This is a genomic window from Kocuria rosea, from assembly GCF_023715525.1.
GTDB classification, from domain to species: Bacteria; Actinomycetota; Actinomycetes; order Actinomycetales; family Micrococcaceae; genus Kocuria; species Kocuria rosea_A.
In genome coordinates this window covers 20,085-34,684 of the sequence record NZ_JAMBOG010000029.1, presented here as the reverse complement: position 1 = coordinate 34,684, position 14,600 = coordinate 20,085, and the positions used below count along the sequence as shown (strand labels likewise).

Genomic DNA, 14,600 nt, shown 5'->3' with positions numbered 1-14,600 from the left:
GGGGGCCGCCCCCGGGCGCGGGCGCCCCGGACCGGGGCGCCCGCTCACTTGTCGTCGCGGCGGCGGCGCAGGTAGCGCTCGAACTCCTTGGCGATCGCGTCCCCGGTGGCCTCGGGCAGGTCGGTGGTGTCCTTGGCCTCCTCGAGCTGCTGGACGTAGGCGGCGATCTCCGGGTCGTCGGCGGCGAGCTCGTTGACCCCGCGCTCCCACGCCTCGGCGTCCTCGGCGATCACGTCGAGCGGGAGGGTGACGCTCAGCAGCTCCTCGAGCTCGCGCAGCAGGGCCAGCTCGGCCTTGGGGGAGGGCGACTGCGCGACGTAGTGGGGCACGGCCGCCCACAGGCTCACCGTGGGGAACCCGCCGAGGGAGGCCATGTGGGAGAGCACCCCGACGATGCCCGTGGGGCCCTCGTACTGGGAGGAGTCGATGTTCAGCTCCTCCTGCAGCTCCGCGGTGTCCGAGGTCTTGGTCACCGGGATGGGCCGGGTGTGCGGGACGTCGGCGAGCAGCGCGCCGACCATGACCACGAAGTCCACGTCGAGCAGGGTCGCCTGCTCGAGCAGCTCCGCGGTGAAGGAGCGCCACCGGTAGGACGGCTCCCACCCGTGGAGCAGCACCAGGTCCAGGTTCGTCCCGGGCACGGAGGCGGTCGACAGCCGGGTGGTGGGCCACGCGATCTTCGCCTCCCCGGTCGCCGAGCGGCGCACCACGGGGCGGGAGAACTGGTAGTCGTAGTAGTCGTCCGAGGTGACCTCGAAGACGTCCTTGGCGCCGAAGTGCTCGGCCAGGAACTGCACGGCGTCCGTGGCGGCGTCCCCGGCGTCGTTCCAGCCCTCGAACGCGGCCACGAGCACGGTCACGCGCTCCGGGTCGCCGCTCTCGCGGACGACGCCGAAGGGCCCGGGCTGGGGTGCGGGGGACGCCCCGTCGTCGAAGTTGCTCACGCTCCCACCCTACGCTCAGCGCCCCCCACGGCAAGAGGCTCCCGCGGGCGGGCCGGGCGTGTTGCGGACACTACGATGGGGCCATGCCCCGTCCCGAGCCCGCCCTGCGTCCCCGCCCCGCCGCCGTGCTGCCCTCGGCCGTGCTGTTCGACATGGACGGCACGCTCGTGGACACCGAGCCCTACTGGTTCGAGGCCGAGATCGAGCTGGTCACCGCCCACGGCGGGACGTGGACCGAGGCCGACTCCCGGGGCACGGTGGGCTGGGGCCTCGAGGACGCCGCGGCCGTGATGCAGCGCGCCGGGGCCCGGCTGGGGATCCGCGAGATCGTCGACCGGCTGCTCGCCGACGTGGCCGGGCGCGCCCGCGCGCGGATGGTCTACCGGGACGGGGCGCCCGAGCTCGTCGCCGCCCTGCACGAGCGCGGCGTGCCCCTGGCGCTGGTCACCAGCAGCGAGGCGCCCCTGGCCGAGGTCGTGGTCGAGGCCTTCGGCGGGCCGGGCGTGTTCGACGTCGTCGTCACCGGGGACCTCGGCCACCCCGCCAAGCCCGCCCCGGACCCCTACCGCATCGCCGCGGCCCGCCTCGCCGAGCACGCGGGCCGGCCCCTGGACCCCGCCCGGATGCTCGCCGTGGAGGACTCCCGCACGGGCATCCGCTCGGCCACCGCCGCCGGCCTGTTCACCCTCGCCGTGCCCCACATGGTCCCCGTCGACGACGCCGGGGCGGACCTCGTGCTCCCGACCCTCGCCGGGCTCGGTCCCGAGGACCTCGGCCGGCTCGTGGCCGGGACGCCCGCATGAGCCCCCGGGAGCGCTCCGCGGGCATCTCCCTGGGCCGCATCGGCGGGGTGCCCGTCACCCTGGCGTGGTCGTGGTTCGTGATCGCCGCCGTCACCGTGGTCCTCTACACCCCCGTGCTGATGCGCGAGTACCCGCACCTGGGCGCGCTCAACTATGCGGCGTCCCTGGGCTTCGCCCTCACCCTCGCCCTGTCCGTGCTCCTGCACGAGCTCGCCCACGCCTGGACCGGCCGGGCCTTCGGCTGGCCCACCGGGCGGATCGTGCTGACCCTGCTCGGCGGGCACACCCACTTCGGGGACGTGCGCAACGCCCCGCTGGCCTCCGCCGTGGTCTCCCTCGCGGGCCCCGCCGTGAACCTCGCCCTCGGCCTCGCCGGGTGGGCGGCGCTGCGCACCGGGGACCCGGCGCCCACCCTGGGCTGGGTGCTGCTGGACCTCACCACGTGGGCGAACCTCATCGTGGGCGTGTTCAACGTCCTGCCGGGCCTGCCGCTCGACGGCGGGCGCGTGGTCGAGGCCGTCGTCTGGGCGCTCACCGGCCGGGAGTTCCTCGGCACCCTGGTCGCGGCGTGGGCCGGGCGGCTGCTCGCCGTGGGGCTCGTGGCCTGGACCGCGGTCACGGGGCTGTGGCAGCAGACCACCACGCTGCTGTTCGTCGTGCTCGTCGCCGCCTTCATGTGGCAGGGCGCCACCGCCTCGCTGCGGGCCGCGGCCGTCCTGGGGCGGGTGCGCGGGCTCAGCGCCGCCGCGCTCGCCGACCCCGCCGTGGCGGTGCCCGCCGGGGCCTCCCTCGAGCACACCGACCGGGTCGTGGCCGGCTGGCTCGCCGAGCGCGCGCCCGGCACGCCCGTGCCCCAGGTCGTCGCTCTCGGCCCGGCCCGCGAGGCCGTCGGGGTGCTCGCGCCGGCCGCCGCCAACGCCGTGCCCGCCGAACGCCGCGCGCAGACCCCCCTCACGGCCGTGCTGCACGGGCTGCCCGCGGACGCCGTGCTGGACGGCGGGCTGCAGGAGGAGGCGCTGCTGCGGGCCGTCGCCGGCAGCCGGCACCCCCGCTGGGTCGTCACCGGGGCCGACGGCACCCCCGTGGGGGTGCTGCGCACCGCGGCCCTCGAACGCCGCCTGGCCGGCTGAGCCCGGGCCGCACCCCGGCGGCGGCCCGGACGCGGCGGTGGTCCAGCGGTGACACAATGGGGGGTGACCGGTGCGGCCCTGCGCGGGACCGCACCCCGGGGAGTCCCCCCGCCGGCACCCCGCAGACCGTCCCAGAGCACGCCAGGATCTCCCGTGAAAGTGAGCCGATGACCGGAACCGCTGACCAGACCGCCACCACGCCCGCCGCGCCCGCGGCCGCCCCGCGGGGGGCCGCCAACCGGCGGGGCCCCTTCCGCGCCGGGGAGCGCGTGCAGCTCACCGACGAGCGCGGGCGGATGAACACGGTGACGCTCGCGGTCGACGGCGAGTTCCACTCCCACCGCGGCGTGCTCCCGCACGCCGAGCTCATCGGCCGGCCCGAGGGGACCGTGGTGGAGAACTCCGCCGGCTTCCGCTACCAGGCGCTGCGCCCGCTGCTGAAGGACTTCGTGCTCTCCATGCCCCGCGGCGCCGCGGTGGTCTACCCCAAGGACGCGGGCCAGATCGTCACCATGGCCGACATCTTCCCGGGCGCCCGGGTGGTCGAGGCCGGGGTCGGCTCGGGCGCCCTGTCCATCTCCCTGCTGCGGGCCGTGGGCGACGCGGGGCACCTGCACTCGTTCGAGCGCCGGGCGGAGTTCGCGGACATCGCCCGCGGCAACGTCGAGACCATGTTCGGGGGCCCCCACCCGGCGTGGCAGATCACCATCGGGGACCTCGCCGAGGAGCTCGGTGCCCACGAGGAGCCCGGGTCCGTGGACCGCGTGGTCCTCGACATGCTCGCGCCCTGGGAGTGCCTCGACGCCGTGGCCACCGCCCTGACCCCGGGCGGGGTGGTCATGTGCTACGTCGCCACCGTCACCCAGCTCTCCCGCACCGCCGAGGCGATGCGCGCCGACGGCCGGTTCACCGAGCCCGAGGCCTCGGAGACGATGGTGCGCGGCTGGCACGTCGAGGGCCTCGCGGTGCGCCCCGACCACCGGATGGTCGCCCACACCGGCTTCCTCGTCTCCGCCCGCCGCCTCGCCGACGGCTCCGAGCGGCTGGCCCCCAAGCGCCGGGCCTCGAAGTCCGAGTTCAGCCAGGAGGACCTCGACGCCTGGACCCCCGTCTCCCTGGGCGAGCGGGACGTCTCCGACAAGAAGCTGCGCCGCGCGGCGCGCGACGCCCTGGGGCTCGCCGCGCGCGCGGCCACGGCCGGCCCCGGGGCGCCCGCCGGGACGGCGCCGGTGGACGGCACGAGCCCCGGGAGCACGGGACCGGAGGCCCCGGAGGAGGAGCGGCCGTGACGGAGACCCCCCGCCCGCAGACGGCCCCGGGCCCCGGCGCTCCCGCGGACCCGGAGGAGGCCCGCCGGGCGCTGGTCAACGCCCAGCGCCAGGTGAACATCCTGCGCGACCAGAAGCGCGGGCTCGACAAGCAGCTGGCCGCCGCCGGCACCCAGAACCAGAAGCTCGTCCGGCTGCTGGACGCCACCCGCACCGAGATCCGCCAGCTCAAGCGCGCCCTCGAGAACGACCTCGTCCCGCCCCTGAGCCAGGGCACCGTGCTGCAGGCCAACCCCGGGCGCGCCCCCGTGGGCGAGCCGACCGGGGCCGGGCCCGCCGTCACCGACCCCACCCTCGACGTCCTCGTCGCCGGGCGGAGGATGCGCGTGGCCGTCAGCCCGCTCGTGAGCTTCGGCGCGTGCGAGCCCGGCCGCCAGGTGCTCCTGGACCAGAACTACGTGGTCGGCGCCGTGCTCGACTACGAGCAGACCGGGGAGGTCGCGACCGTCAAGGAGATCGTCGACCACGACCGGGTGCTCACCGTGGGCCGCTCCGACGAGGAGCGCGTCCTGCTGCTGTCCGGGCTGCTGCGCCGGCACCGGCCCGAGATCGGGGACGCGGTCTCCATCGACCACCGCACCGGCTTCGCCCTCGAGCCCATCGAGCGCACCGACGTCGAGCAGCTCGTGCTCGAGGAGGTCCCCGCCGTCTCCTACGACGACATCGGCGGCCTGGGCCCCCAGATCGAGCAGATCCGCGACGCCGTCGAGCTGCCCTTCGTGCACCCGGACCTGTACCGCGAGCACGGCCTGACCCCGCCCAAGGGCATCCTCCTCTACGGCCCGCCCGGCAACGGCAAGACCCTCATCGCCAAGGCCGTCGCCCGCTCCCTCGCCGAGCGCGCCGCCGACCGGGCCGGGCGCGATCGGGCCCTGGGCTACTTCCTCAACATCAAGGGCCCCGAGCTGCTCGACAAGTACGTGGGGGAGACCGAGCGGCAGATCCGCTCCATCTTCCTGCGCGCCCGCGAGCAGGCCGCCAAGGGCATCCCCGTGGTCGTGTTCTTCGACGAGATGGACTCCCTGTTCCGCGTGCGCGGCTCCGGGCTGTCCTCCGACGTGGAGACCACCATCGTGCCCCAGCTGCTCACCGAGATCGACGGCGTGGAGCGGCTGGACAACGTGATCGTCATCGGCGCCACCAACCGCGAGGACATGATCGACCCGGCGGTGCTGCGCCCGGGCCGCCTCGACGTGAAGATCCGCATCGACCGCCCCGACGCCGACGGGGCCCGGGAGATCCTCGGCCTCTACGTCACCGAGGCCCTGCCCCTGCGCCAGGCCGAGGTTGACGCCGCCGGCGGGCGCGCGGGCGCCGTCGCCGCCCTCGTGGACGCCGCCGTCACCCGGATGTACGAGCGCAGCCCGCAGACCCGGTTCCTGCACCTGAGCTACCGCGACGGCACGGAGGAGACCCTCTACTTCAGCGACTTCACCTCCGGGGCGGTCATCCGCAACGTCGTGGACCGGGCGAAGAAGCAGGCCATCAAGGACCTGCTCACCACCGGGGTGCGCGGGCTGTCCCGGGAGCACCTCGTGCGCGCCGTCGACGACGAGTTCCACGAGCAGCAGGACCTGCCCAACACCACCAACCCCGAGGACTGGGCCCGGATCTCGGGGCGCCGCGGGGACACCATCACGGACCTGCGCGTCGTCCTGCACCGCAACCCCCACCCGGCCGGGCCGGGGGAGCGCCCCCGGCAGGAGCGGCCATGACCGTGCGCCGCGTCATGGGCGCCGAGACCGAGTACGGCGTGCTCGCCCCCGGCGCCCCGCACGCCAACGCCACGGTGCTCTCCACCCAGGTCGTCACCACCTACGCCGCCCTCGTCCGCCGCCGTCTCGGCGCCCGGCACGCCGCCGCGGGCTGGGACTACCACGGCGAGTCGCCCCTGCGGGACGCCCGCGGCTTCACCCTGCCGCGCGCGCAGGCGGACCCGTCCCAGCTCACCGACGTCGCCCCCGTCCTCACCGCCGAGGAGATCGCCGCGGAGGCCCTGCACGACGCGGGCCTGTACGCCGAGTCCCTGGACTGGCGCCAGGTCGTGATGAACACCGTCCTGCCCAACGGCGCCCGCCTCTACGTGGACCACTCCCACCCCGAGTACTCCTCCCCGGAGGTCACCACCCCCCGCGACGCCGTGCTGTGGGACGCCGCCGGGGACCGCGTCGCCGCGGACACCGTGCGCGCCGTCGCCGCCGCCGAGCCGACCACCGGGCTGCCCGCCGTGAGCCTCTACAAGAACAACACCGACAACAAGTCCGTCTCCTACGGCGCCCACGAGAACTACCTCGTGCCCCGCTCCGTGCCCTTCGCGGCGCTCGCCGCCGCCCTGCTGCCCTTCTTCGCCTCCCGCCAGGTGATGTGCGGGGCCGGCCGCGTCGGCCTCGGGGACCGGGGCCAGCGTCCCGGCTTCCAGATCGCCCAGCGCGCCGACTTCTTCGAGCGCGAGGTCGGGCTCGAGACCACCGTCCACCGCCCGATGGTCAACACCCGCGACGAGCCGCACGCCGACGCCCACCGCCACCGCCGGCTGCACGTCATCATCGGCGACGCCAACCTCTCCCACACCGCCGGGCTGCTCAAGTTCGGCACCACCTCCCTCGTCCTGGGCCTCGTCGAGGCCGGCGCCGCCCCGGAGCTCGCGCTCGCCGACCCCGTCGCCGCCCTGCAGGCCATCAGCCACGACCCGGGGCTCAGCGCCACCGTGGCGCTGCGCGACGGCCGGCAGCTCACCGGGGTGCAGCTGCAGCGGCTCTACCTCGACGCCGCCCGCGCCCACGAGCACGCCGGCGGCGCGCCCGACGCCGCGACCCGCGAGGTCCTCGAGCTGTGGGAGGAGGTCCTCGACGCCCTCGAGCGCGATCCCCTCTCGCTGGCCGACCGCCTCGACTGGGTCGCCAAGTACACGCTGCTGCGGGGCTACCGCGAGCGCGACGGCCTCGCCTGGGACGACCCCCGCATGACGCTGATCGACCTGCAGTACCACGACGTGCGCCCGGAGAAGGGCCTGTACCACCGGCTCGTCGCCGCGGGGCGGATGCGCACCCTCTTCGGCGCCGACGAGGTGGCGCACGCCGTCGACGCGCCCCCGGAGGACACCCGCGCCTGGTTCCGCGGCCGCCTCGTCACCCGCTTCCCCGACGACGTCCTGGCCGCCAACTGGGACTCCGTCTCCCTGTCCCTGCCCGGGGTGCGCCGCGGCGCCCGGATCGCCATGCCCGAGCCGCTCGCGCTGACCCGCGACGACGTCGCCCCGCTACTCGACGCCGCCCCCGACGCCGAGCACCTCGTCCGGGCCCTCGCCGCCGCCCGTCCCGGCCTCGTCCACACCGGCTCCCTCGGCTGAGCGCCCCGGCGCCCGCCCCCGCACCCCGTCCCGTCCGCCCCGCACCCAGGAGGAACCCCGACATGGCCCAGGAACGCATCTTCGGCACCGGCGCCCAGCGCCGCGAGGAGACCGAGCTGCCCGACCCCGCCGCCCCCGCGCCCGCCGCCCCGTCCGCCCAGAGCCAGACGACCGCGAGCACCACCGACGACCTCCTCGCCGAGATCGACGGGGTCCTGGAGTCCAACGCCGAGGAGTTCGTCAAGGGCTTCGTCCAGAAGGGCGGCCAGTAGCCCCCATGGACCGCAGGATCTACGGCATCGAGACCGAGTTCGGCATCGCCCACAGCGCCCCGGACGCCCGCCCCCTCGCCCCGGAGGAGACCGCCCGCAGGCTGTTCGCCCCCGTCGTCGCCTGGGGCCGGTCCTCGAACGTGTTCCTGCCCAACGGCGGACGGCTCTACCTCGACGTGGGCTCCCACCCGGAGTACGCCACCGCCGAGTGCGCGAGCCTCGAGGACGTCGTCGCCCAGGACAAGGCCGGCGAGCTGATCATCGAGGACCTCCGCCGGCAGACCCAGGAGGCCCTCACCGCCGAGGGCGTGGCCGGGCAGGTCTACCTGTTCAAGAACAACGTGGACTCGCAGGGCAACTCCTTCGGCTCCCACGAGAACTACCTGATCGCCCGCCGCACCGAGTTCGCCCGCCTCGTCGCGATCCTCATCCCGTTCCTCGTCACCCGCCAGCTGCTCGTGGGGGCAGGCAAGGTCCACCCCGCGGGGCCAGAGGACTTCGGGGCCGTCCGGGTCGGCGCCGGCAGCGGCGCCCCGAGCTACTCGTTCTCCCAGCGCGCGGACCACATCTGGGAGGGCTCCTCGTCGGCCACGACCCGCTCCCGGCCCCTGATCAACACCCGGGACGAGCCGCACGCCGACGCCGAGCACTACCGCCGGCTGCACGTCATCGTGGGGGACTCGACGATGTCCCAGACCACGACCGCGCTGCGCGTCGGGGCCACCGACCTCGTGCTGCGGATGATCGAGGCCGGGCAGATCCTGCCCGACCGCACCATGGTCGACCCCGTCCGCGCGCTGCGCGAGATCTCGCACGACCTCACGGGCACCCGCCCCGTCGAGCTGGCCGACGGCACCCGCCGCTCGGCGCTCGACCTCCAGCGCGAGCACCTGGAGTCCGTGCGCGCGTTCGTGGACCGCGAGGGCGCCCACCACGACCGGGTCCCGTGGGTCCTCGACCTGTGGGAGCGCACGCTCGAGGCCGTGGCCCGCCAGGACACCGCCGGCATCGACACCGAGATCGACTGGGCGATCAAGCGCAAGCTGCTCGACGGCTACGCCGCCCGCCACGGCCTCGACCTCTCCGCCCCCCGGATGGCGCAGCTGGACCTCGCCTACCACGACACCGCCCCCGAGCGGGGGCTGTTCAACCTGCTGCAGCGGCGCGGGCTCGCCGCGGCCTTCGTGGACCCCGGGCGCATCGAGGCGGCCGTGGGCACGCCCCCGGCCACCCGCGCCGCGGTGCGCGGGCGGTTCATCGACGCGGTCGTCGGCTCCGGGCACAACTACACCGTCGACTGGGTGCACCTGAAGGTCAACGACCGGACCCAGCGCGCCGTCGTGTGCAAGGACCCCTTCGCCACCCGCAACCCGGAGGCGGACGCCCTCGTGGCCGCCCTGCGCCCGCCGGAGGGCGGGCCCGCCCACGGGGACGCGCCCGTGCTCTGACGCGCTGCGGCGCCCCCGTCCAGCCGACGTCCAGCGCCCTGGTCTAGGCTGGTGGGCGGTTCCGGCCCGTGCCGACCGTCCCTCCCGCTCCTGACCGGCCGACCCTGAGGAAGACACCCCGTGCGAAAGACCCTGGCCACCACCGGTGGCGCCCTGTCCCTGATGCTCGTCCTGGCCGGCTGCTCCGGTCCGGGGATGGACTCCGTCGAGCTCAGCGGCGACCCGGCGGAGGGCGCGGCCCCGGCCGTGACGTTCGAGACCCCCATGAACGTCGAGGAGGCCGAGGCGAAGGAGCTGCGGGAGGGCGAGGGCGCCGAGCTCGACGAGGGCGACACCCTCCTGCTGCAGGCGGCCCTCTACAAGGGCTCCGACGCGTCCTCCCTCGGCGAGACCTACTCCCAGGGCGCCGGGCAGGTGCTGCGCCTCGAGGAGGGGCTCAAGGAGTCCATCCCGGAGATGTACGACGCGCTCGTGGAGGCCAAGGAGGGCTCGATCATCGCCTACTCCTCCCCGAAGACCTCCGGCGCGGCCGGCGACGAGTCCACCTCCGTGGAGGTCTACGAGGTCGTGCGCAAGATCCCGACCGAGATCGAGGGCGACGCCGAGGACAGCCCGAAGGGCCTGCCCGAGGTCACCGAGAACGACGAGGGCGTGCCGACCGTGGCGAAGCCGAAGGGCGACGCCCCGAAGAAGCTCGTCTCGGAGTACCTCATCGAGGGCGACGGCGAGGAGGTCGCCGAGGGCGACACCGTCGTGGCCAACTACGTGGGCGTCACCTGGTCCGACGGCAAGACCTTCGACTCCTCCTACGAGAAGGGCGCCCCCGCGGCCTTCGCCCTCGACAAGGTCATCGAGGGCTGGCAGAAGGGCCTGGTCGGGAAGAAGGCCGGCTCCCGCGTGATCCTCTCCGTGCCCGTGGGCCAGGCCTACGGCACCGCCAAGGAGCTCGGGAAGGACTCGACCTACCCGGCGGGCGACCTGCTGTTCGTCGTCGACGTGCTCGCCGCCGTCGACACCCCCGAGGCGCCGGCCGCGTCCGAGGCCTCCGCGTCCCCGAGCGCCTCGCCCTCGGCCTCCCCGAGCGAGAAGTAGCCCCCGCGTCCGCTATGGTGGCCCGGTGGGGCTCCGGCCCCACCGGGGCCGGAGCCCCACCCCTTCCCCACGACGACACCGTCGCCGACCGACGAACAGGAGCAGCCATGTCCTTCGGAGAGCGCAAGCTCGACCGCACCAAGCCCGAGATCGACTTCCCCGAGGGGGAGGCCCCGACCGAGCTCGTCATCACCGACCTCGTCGAGGGCACCGGCGCCGAGGCGACCCCCGGCAAGCAGATCTCCTGCCACTACGTGGGCGTGACCTTCTCCGGCGGCGAGGAGTTCGACGCCTCCTGGAACCGCAACCAGCCCCTGGACTTCACCGTGGGCGTCGGCCAGGTCATCGAGGGCTGGGACCAGGGCCTGCTGGGGATGAAGGTCGGCGGCCGCCGCCGGCTCGAGATCCCCTCCGACATGGCCTACGGCTCGCGCGGCGCCGGCGGGGTGATCGGGCCGGACGAGGCCCTCATCTTCGTGGTGGACCTCCTGGACGTGCGCTGAGGACCCAGCCGATGGCAGCCCGATCGACGGAGCGGCTTCTCAACCTGCTCATCGCCCTGGTCTCCCGCGAGCGCGGGTACACCCGCGCGGAGCTGCGGGAGGCCGTTCCGTCGTACGCGGAGTCCGCCTCCGAGGAGGCGTTCGAGCGGATGTTCGAGCGCGACAAGGCGGAGCTGCGCGACCTCGGGTACCCCATCGAGGAGGTCGCCGACGACCCCCTCTTCCCCGACGACACCCACGGGCACCGCTACCGGATCCCCCGCGGATCCTTCACCCTCCCGCCCCTGCAGTTCACCGCGGAGGAGTCCGCGGTGCTGGCCCTGGCCGCGAACGCCTGGACCGAGGCGTCCCTGGGCGAGCTCGCCCGGCGGGCCCTGCGCAAGCTCGAGCCGGCGATCGGCGCCCTGCCCGACGACGACGCCCCGCCGCTGCTGCAGCCCACCCTCACGGCGCACGAGCCCTCGTTCGAGCCGCTGCTCTCCGCCGTGGTCCGCCACCGCGAGGTGCGCTTCGACTACCTGGCCCGCAGCACCGACCAGCTCACCACCCGACGGGTGCAGCCGTGGGGGATCGGCTCCCGGTACGGCAACTGGTACGTGGTCGGCTGGGACCTCGACCGCCGCGACTCCCGCACGTTCCGGCTCTCGCGGATCATGTCCGACGTCACCGTGACCCGCAAGGAGTTCGCCCCGCCGGCGGACTTCTCCATGAACGACGCCCTGTCCCACATGGTCTCGCACGCCCCCGCCCGCACGGTCGAGGTCCTCGCCCGCCCCGGCCACGCCCTCATGCTGCGCCGGATGGCCTCCGCGCAGCGCCCCGGCGCCGGGCCGGCCGGCGAGGACCTCCTGCTGATCCCCTTCGCCGAGACCGAGATCCTCGCCGAGGAGATCGCGGCGGCCGGCCCGGGCGTCGTCGTGCCTGCCGAGGGAGACGGGACCGCGCCCACGATGCAGGCCGAGGTGCGCGCCGCCGTGGTGCGCCGGCTGCGCTCCGCCGCCCAGGCCGTGGCCCGCTTCCGCGGAGCGGTCGTCGACTGGTCCGCGAAGTCCCGCAAGGGCACCCGCAACAAGCTCTCGACCGCCGACCACCTCTCGCGCCTGCTCGAGATCGTCCGGTACGTGTACGCCCACCAGGGCGCCGAGCTCGAGGAGACCGCCCGCCGCTTCGGGATCACCGACCAGGAGCTCATCGCCGACCTCAACACCCTGTTCGTGTGCGGCAAGCCCGGGCACATGCCCGACCAGCTCATCGACGCCTCGTGGGACGACGGCCACGTCTACCTCTCCAACGCCGACGAGCTCTCGGACCCCGTGCGGCTCACCCAGCCGGAGGCCTCCGCCCTGCTCGTGGGCCTGCAGACCCTGCGCACCGTCCCCGGCGGGGACTCGGAGGCCGTGGCCTCCGCCATCGCGAAGGTCGCCGGCGCGGCCGGCGACGCCGGGATGCTCGCCAACGCGGTCGGCGCCCGCCCCATCAGCGACGTCCCCGTCCCGGCCCTGGCCGACGTCATGGCCACGGTGCGGCGGGCCGTCGAACAGCGGCGGCGGCTGCGGATCCGCTACGTCGTGCCCTCCCGCGACGAGCTCACCGAGCGCGTGGTCGACCCCGTGCAGGTGTTCTCCTCGAACACCCACTGGTACGTGCGGGCGTGGTGCCTCCGCGCGGAGGGGATGCGCAACTTCCGGCTGGACCGGATCTCCTCGGTCGGCGACGCCGGGCCGGCGGGGGAGCGCCCGCCCGCCCAGGAGACCGCCGCCGCGGCCCCGCCCGCCCCGGGGACGCCCGACACGGTAGAGGTCACCCTCGTGACGGACCGGCGCAGCCGCTGGATCGCCGACCAGTACCACGCCACCCGCACCGCCGTGGTGCGCGCGCCCGACGCGCCGCGCACCGGCCCGGCGCGGGAGCACGAGGCCGCCCTCGTCGGCTTCCAGACCGTCGAGGCCGTGTGCGCCCTCGTCACCCGCTACGGCGGGCAGCTGGCCGTGGCCGCGCCCGACGACGTCGTCGAGCAGGTCGAACTCTGGGTGAACTCTGCGCTGAGCTCCTACGCGCCGTCGGATGCGGGCTGAGCGCGCCGCCTATACTGGAGACCATGCTCTGGTGGTCCTGGGTCCTGCTGTGGACGGTCCTCGTCCTGCTCGGCGCCGCCCTCCTCGGGCTGCTGCTGTGGCGGTCGGCGAGGTCCGCGCTGGGCGTCCTCCGGGACGCCGAGGCGGCGGCCGGGGACTTCGCCCAGCGCTGGGACGCGGCAGCCTCCGGGGTGCAGCGACCGGTCCGCACCCCGCCGGAACCGGCCGTGCTCACTCCCGTGGGCCGGGCCCTGGCCGAGTACCGCCTCGGCCGCGACCAACGTGAAACCGCCCGCCTGGCGCGCCGCATGGCGCGCAAGGACCGCATGGGCCAGCCGCAGCGGATCAGCGATCTCCGCCGGGCTGAACGGAAAGGAATGCTCCATGGGTAGATTGTTCGACAGCCCGGTGATGCTGCTCATCATCCTCCTCGTGATCCTGCTGCTCTTCGGCGCCCCCAAGCTCCCGGGCATGGCCCGCAGCCTCGGGCAGTCGCTGCGCATCTTCAAGTCCGAGGTGAAGGAGATGAAGAAGGACGACCAGCCGGCGGCCTCCGACGTCGTCATCGACGGGCAGCCCGTGCGCGACGGCCAGGACGTCACCCCGCCGCGCGCCCCCGGCGCACCCGGGACGGGCTCCCCGCAGCACCCGGACCAGCGCCCCGGCAGCCCGGCCTGACCCGGCCCGCCCGGCCGGCCCGCCCCTCTCCGGGCGGGCCGGCCGGGCGCGCCCCGCCTCGTCGCACCCCCCACGTCCCGAAGGTCACCGCATGTCCTCCCCACCGCGCAACAAGCCCCGGTCCCGCCGCAAGACCAACCCGGAGGCGCAGATGGCCCTGGCCGAGCACCTGCGGGAGCTGCGCAACCGGCTGATCAAGTCCGCGGTCGCCGCCGCCCTGGGGACCGTCGCGGGCTTCGTGCTCTACGAGCCGTTCATGACGGCGCTCAAGGCGCCCGTGGACCGGCTCAACGACCAGTCCGGGCGCGAGGCCGTCATCAACTTCTCCGGCGTCGGCTCGTCCTTCAACATCATGGTCGAGGTCTCCGTCGTGCTCGGCCTGATCCTGGCCAGCCCCGTGTGGCTCTACCAGGCCTGGGCGTTCATCATGCCCGCCCTGCACCGCTCCGAGCGCCGCTACGCGACGGGCTTCCTCGCCGCGGCGATCCCGCTGTTCCTCGCCGGCGTGGCCGTCGCGGTGGTCGCCCTCCCGGCGGCCGTGTTCGCGCTCACCGCGTTCACCCCCGAGGGCTCCTCCAACATCATCACCGCGAACGAGTACATCCGCTTCGTGCTCCAGCTGGTGCTCACCTTCGGGATCGCCTTCGTGCTGCCCGTGTTCCTCGTGGGGCTCAACATGGTCGGGGTGCTCTCCGGCCGGACGGTCCTGAGGAGCTGGCGGATCGTGGTGGTGGCGGTGATGCTGATCTCCGCGATGGCCGCCCCGGGCCCGGACCCCATGACGATGTTCTACCTGGCGGTGCCCCTGCTGCTGCTGTTCTTCGTGGCCGTGGGGCTGTGCCTGGTCCTGGACCGCCGACGGGCGCGGCGGGAGGCCCGGCGCGCGGCCGCCACCGGGGCCACCGCCGACGCCGCGACCTCCGCCGACGCCCTGGGCCGGCTGGGCCGCGAGCCCGGCGCCTGAGCGGCTCGGCCCGT

The 14,600-nt window shown here is 74.8% G+C and carries 14 protein-coding genes; 13 read left to right on the top strand and 1 reads right to left on the bottom strand.

Annotated features, from left to right (window positions below):
- Nucleotides 1-44: 44 nt before the first annotated feature.
- Nucleotides 45-944: a PAC2 family protein gene (locus M3185_RS15410; RefSeq protein WP_251334562.1), complete on the bottom strand. Its 900-nt coding sequence runs from the start codon at nucleotides 942-944 to the stop codon at nucleotides 45-47.
- Nucleotides 945-1,027: 83 nt separating this feature from the next.
- Between M3185_RS15410 and M3185_RS15405 the strand changes: the two genes are divergently transcribed.
- The 13 genes from M3185_RS15405 (at nucleotide 1,028) to tatC (ending at nucleotide 14,586) form a co-directional block, all read left to right on the top strand.
- Nucleotides 1,028-1,747 carry an HAD family hydrolase gene (locus tag M3185_RS15405; RefSeq protein ID WP_251334561.1) on the top strand — a complete coding sequence of 240 codons (720 nt, stop codon included), beginning with the start codon at nucleotides 1,028-1,030 and terminating at the stop codon, nucleotides 1,745-1,747.
- The gene (locus tag M3185_RS15400) at nucleotides 1,744-2,877 is read left to right on the top strand and encodes a site-2 protease family protein (RefSeq protein WP_251334560.1); all 1,134 of its coding nucleotides are present in this window, start codon (nucleotides 1,744-1,746) and stop codon (nucleotides 2,875-2,877) included. Before M3185_RS15405 ends, M3185_RS15400 begins: the two co-directional genes overlap by 4 nt.
- A gap of 167 nt (nucleotides 2,878-3,044) precedes the next feature.
- Nucleotides 3,045-4,166 (top strand): tRNA (adenine-N1)-methyltransferase, encoded by a 1,122-nt coding sequence (locus M3185_RS15395; RefSeq protein WP_251334559.1) that lies wholly within the window; start codon nucleotides 3,045-3,047, stop codon nucleotides 4,164-4,166.
- Nucleotides 4,163-5,920, top strand: a complete 1,758-nt coding sequence (gene arc, locus M3185_RS15390; RefSeq protein ID WP_374238529.1) for a proteasome ATPase — start codon at nucleotides 4,163-4,165, stop codon at nucleotides 5,918-5,920. Before M3185_RS15395 ends, arc begins: the two co-directional genes overlap by 4 nt.
- Nucleotides 5,917-7,554, top strand: a complete 1,638-nt coding sequence (dop, locus tag M3185_RS15385) for a depupylase/deamidase Dop (protein ID WP_285859971.1) — start codon at nucleotides 5,917-5,919, stop codon at nucleotides 7,552-7,554. Before arc ends, dop begins: the two co-directional genes overlap by 4 nt.
- A gap of 62 nt (nucleotides 7,555-7,616) precedes the next feature.
- Complete coding sequence (locus M3185_RS15380; RefSeq protein ID WP_251334558.1) at nucleotides 7,617-7,826, top strand: ubiquitin-like protein Pup; 210 nt, start codon at nucleotides 7,617-7,619, stop codon at nucleotides 7,824-7,826.
- Between the two features lie 5 nt (nucleotides 7,827-7,831).
- On the top strand, nucleotides 7,832-9,274 hold the full coding sequence (pafA, locus tag M3185_RS15375; protein WP_251334557.1) for a Pup--protein ligase: 1,443 nt from the start codon (nucleotides 7,832-7,834) through the stop codon (nucleotides 9,272-9,274).
- A gap of 120 nt (nucleotides 9,275-9,394) precedes the next feature.
- Nucleotides 9,395-10,366, top strand: a complete 972-nt coding sequence (locus tag M3185_RS15370) for an FKBP-type peptidyl-prolyl cis-trans isomerase (protein ID WP_251334556.1) — start codon at nucleotides 9,395-9,397, stop codon at nucleotides 10,364-10,366.
- 107 nt (nucleotides 10,367-10,473) lie between these two features.
- Nucleotides 10,474-10,869: an FKBP-type peptidyl-prolyl cis-trans isomerase gene (locus tag M3185_RS15365; RefSeq protein WP_251334555.1), complete on the top strand. Its 396-nt coding sequence runs from the start codon at nucleotides 10,474-10,476 to the stop codon at nucleotides 10,867-10,869.
- Nucleotides 10,870-10,880: 11 nt separating this feature from the next.
- Entirely contained in the window at nucleotides 10,881-12,944 is a 2,064-nt protein-coding gene (locus M3185_RS15360) for a WYL domain-containing transcriptional regulator (protein WP_251334554.1), read from the top strand.
- A 23-nt stretch (nucleotides 12,945-12,967) separates the two neighbouring features.
- The gene (locus M3185_RS15355) at nucleotides 12,968-13,336 is read left to right on the top strand and encodes a hypothetical protein (RefSeq protein ID WP_251334553.1); all 369 of its coding nucleotides are present in this window, start codon (nucleotides 12,968-12,970) and stop codon (nucleotides 13,334-13,336) included.
- Nucleotides 13,329-13,622 carry a Sec-independent protein translocase subunit TatA gene (gene tatA / locus M3185_RS15350; protein ID WP_251334552.1) on the top strand — a complete coding sequence of 98 codons (294 nt, stop codon included), beginning with the start codon at nucleotides 13,329-13,331 and terminating at the stop codon, nucleotides 13,620-13,622. The genes M3185_RS15355 and tatA overlap by 8 nt, the downstream gene beginning before the upstream one ends.
- 91 nt (nucleotides 13,623-13,713) lie before the next feature.
- Nucleotides 13,714-14,586 carry a twin-arginine translocase subunit TatC gene (tatC, locus tag M3185_RS15345; protein ID WP_251334551.1) on the top strand — a complete coding sequence of 291 codons (873 nt, stop codon included), beginning with the start codon at nucleotides 13,714-13,716 and terminating at the stop codon, nucleotides 14,584-14,586.
- The last annotated feature ends 14 nt before the right edge of the window (nucleotides 14,587-14,600 follow it).

Bases quoted from the DNA above. Each gene is read 5' to 3' on its own strand.
- pafA (WP_251334557.1), top strand. From the start codon at position 7,832: ATGGACCGCAGGATCTACGGCATCGAGACCGAGTTCGGCATCGCCCAC.
- dop (WP_285859971.1), top strand. From the start codon at position 5,917: ATGACCGTGCGCCGCGTCATGGGCGCCGAGACCGAGTACGGCGTGCTC.
- M3185_RS15355 (WP_251334553.1), top strand. From the start codon at position 12,968: ATGCTCTGGTGGTCCTGGGTCCTGCTGTGGACGGTCCTCGTCCTGCTC.
- M3185_RS15365 (WP_251334555.1), top strand. From the start codon at position 10,474: ATGTCCTTCGGAGAGCGCAAGCTCGACCGCACCAAGCCCGAGATCGAC.
- tatC (WP_251334551.1), top strand. From the start codon at position 13,714: ATGTCCTCCCCACCGCGCAACAAGCCCCGGTCCCGCCGCAAGACCAAC.
- M3185_RS15360 (WP_251334554.1), top strand. From the start codon at position 10,881: ATGGCAGCCCGATCGACGGAGCGGCTTCTCAACCTGCTCATCGCCCTG.
- M3185_RS15400 (WP_251334560.1), top strand. From the start codon at position 1,744: ATGAGCCCCCGGGAGCGCTCCGCGGGCATCTCCCTGGGCCGCATCGGC.
- tatA (WP_251334552.1), top strand. From the start codon at position 13,329: ATGGGTAGATTGTTCGACAGCCCGGTGATGCTGCTCATCATCCTCCTC.
- M3185_RS15380 (WP_251334558.1), top strand. From the start codon at position 7,617: ATGGCCCAGGAACGCATCTTCGGCACCGGCGCCCAGCGCCGCGAGGAG.
- M3185_RS15395 (WP_251334559.1), top strand. From the start codon at position 3,045: ATGACCGGAACCGCTGACCAGACCGCCACCACGCCCGCCGCGCCCGCG.
- M3185_RS15405 (WP_251334561.1), top strand. From the start codon at position 1,028: ATGCCCCGTCCCGAGCCCGCCCTGCGTCCCCGCCCCGCCGCCGTGCTG.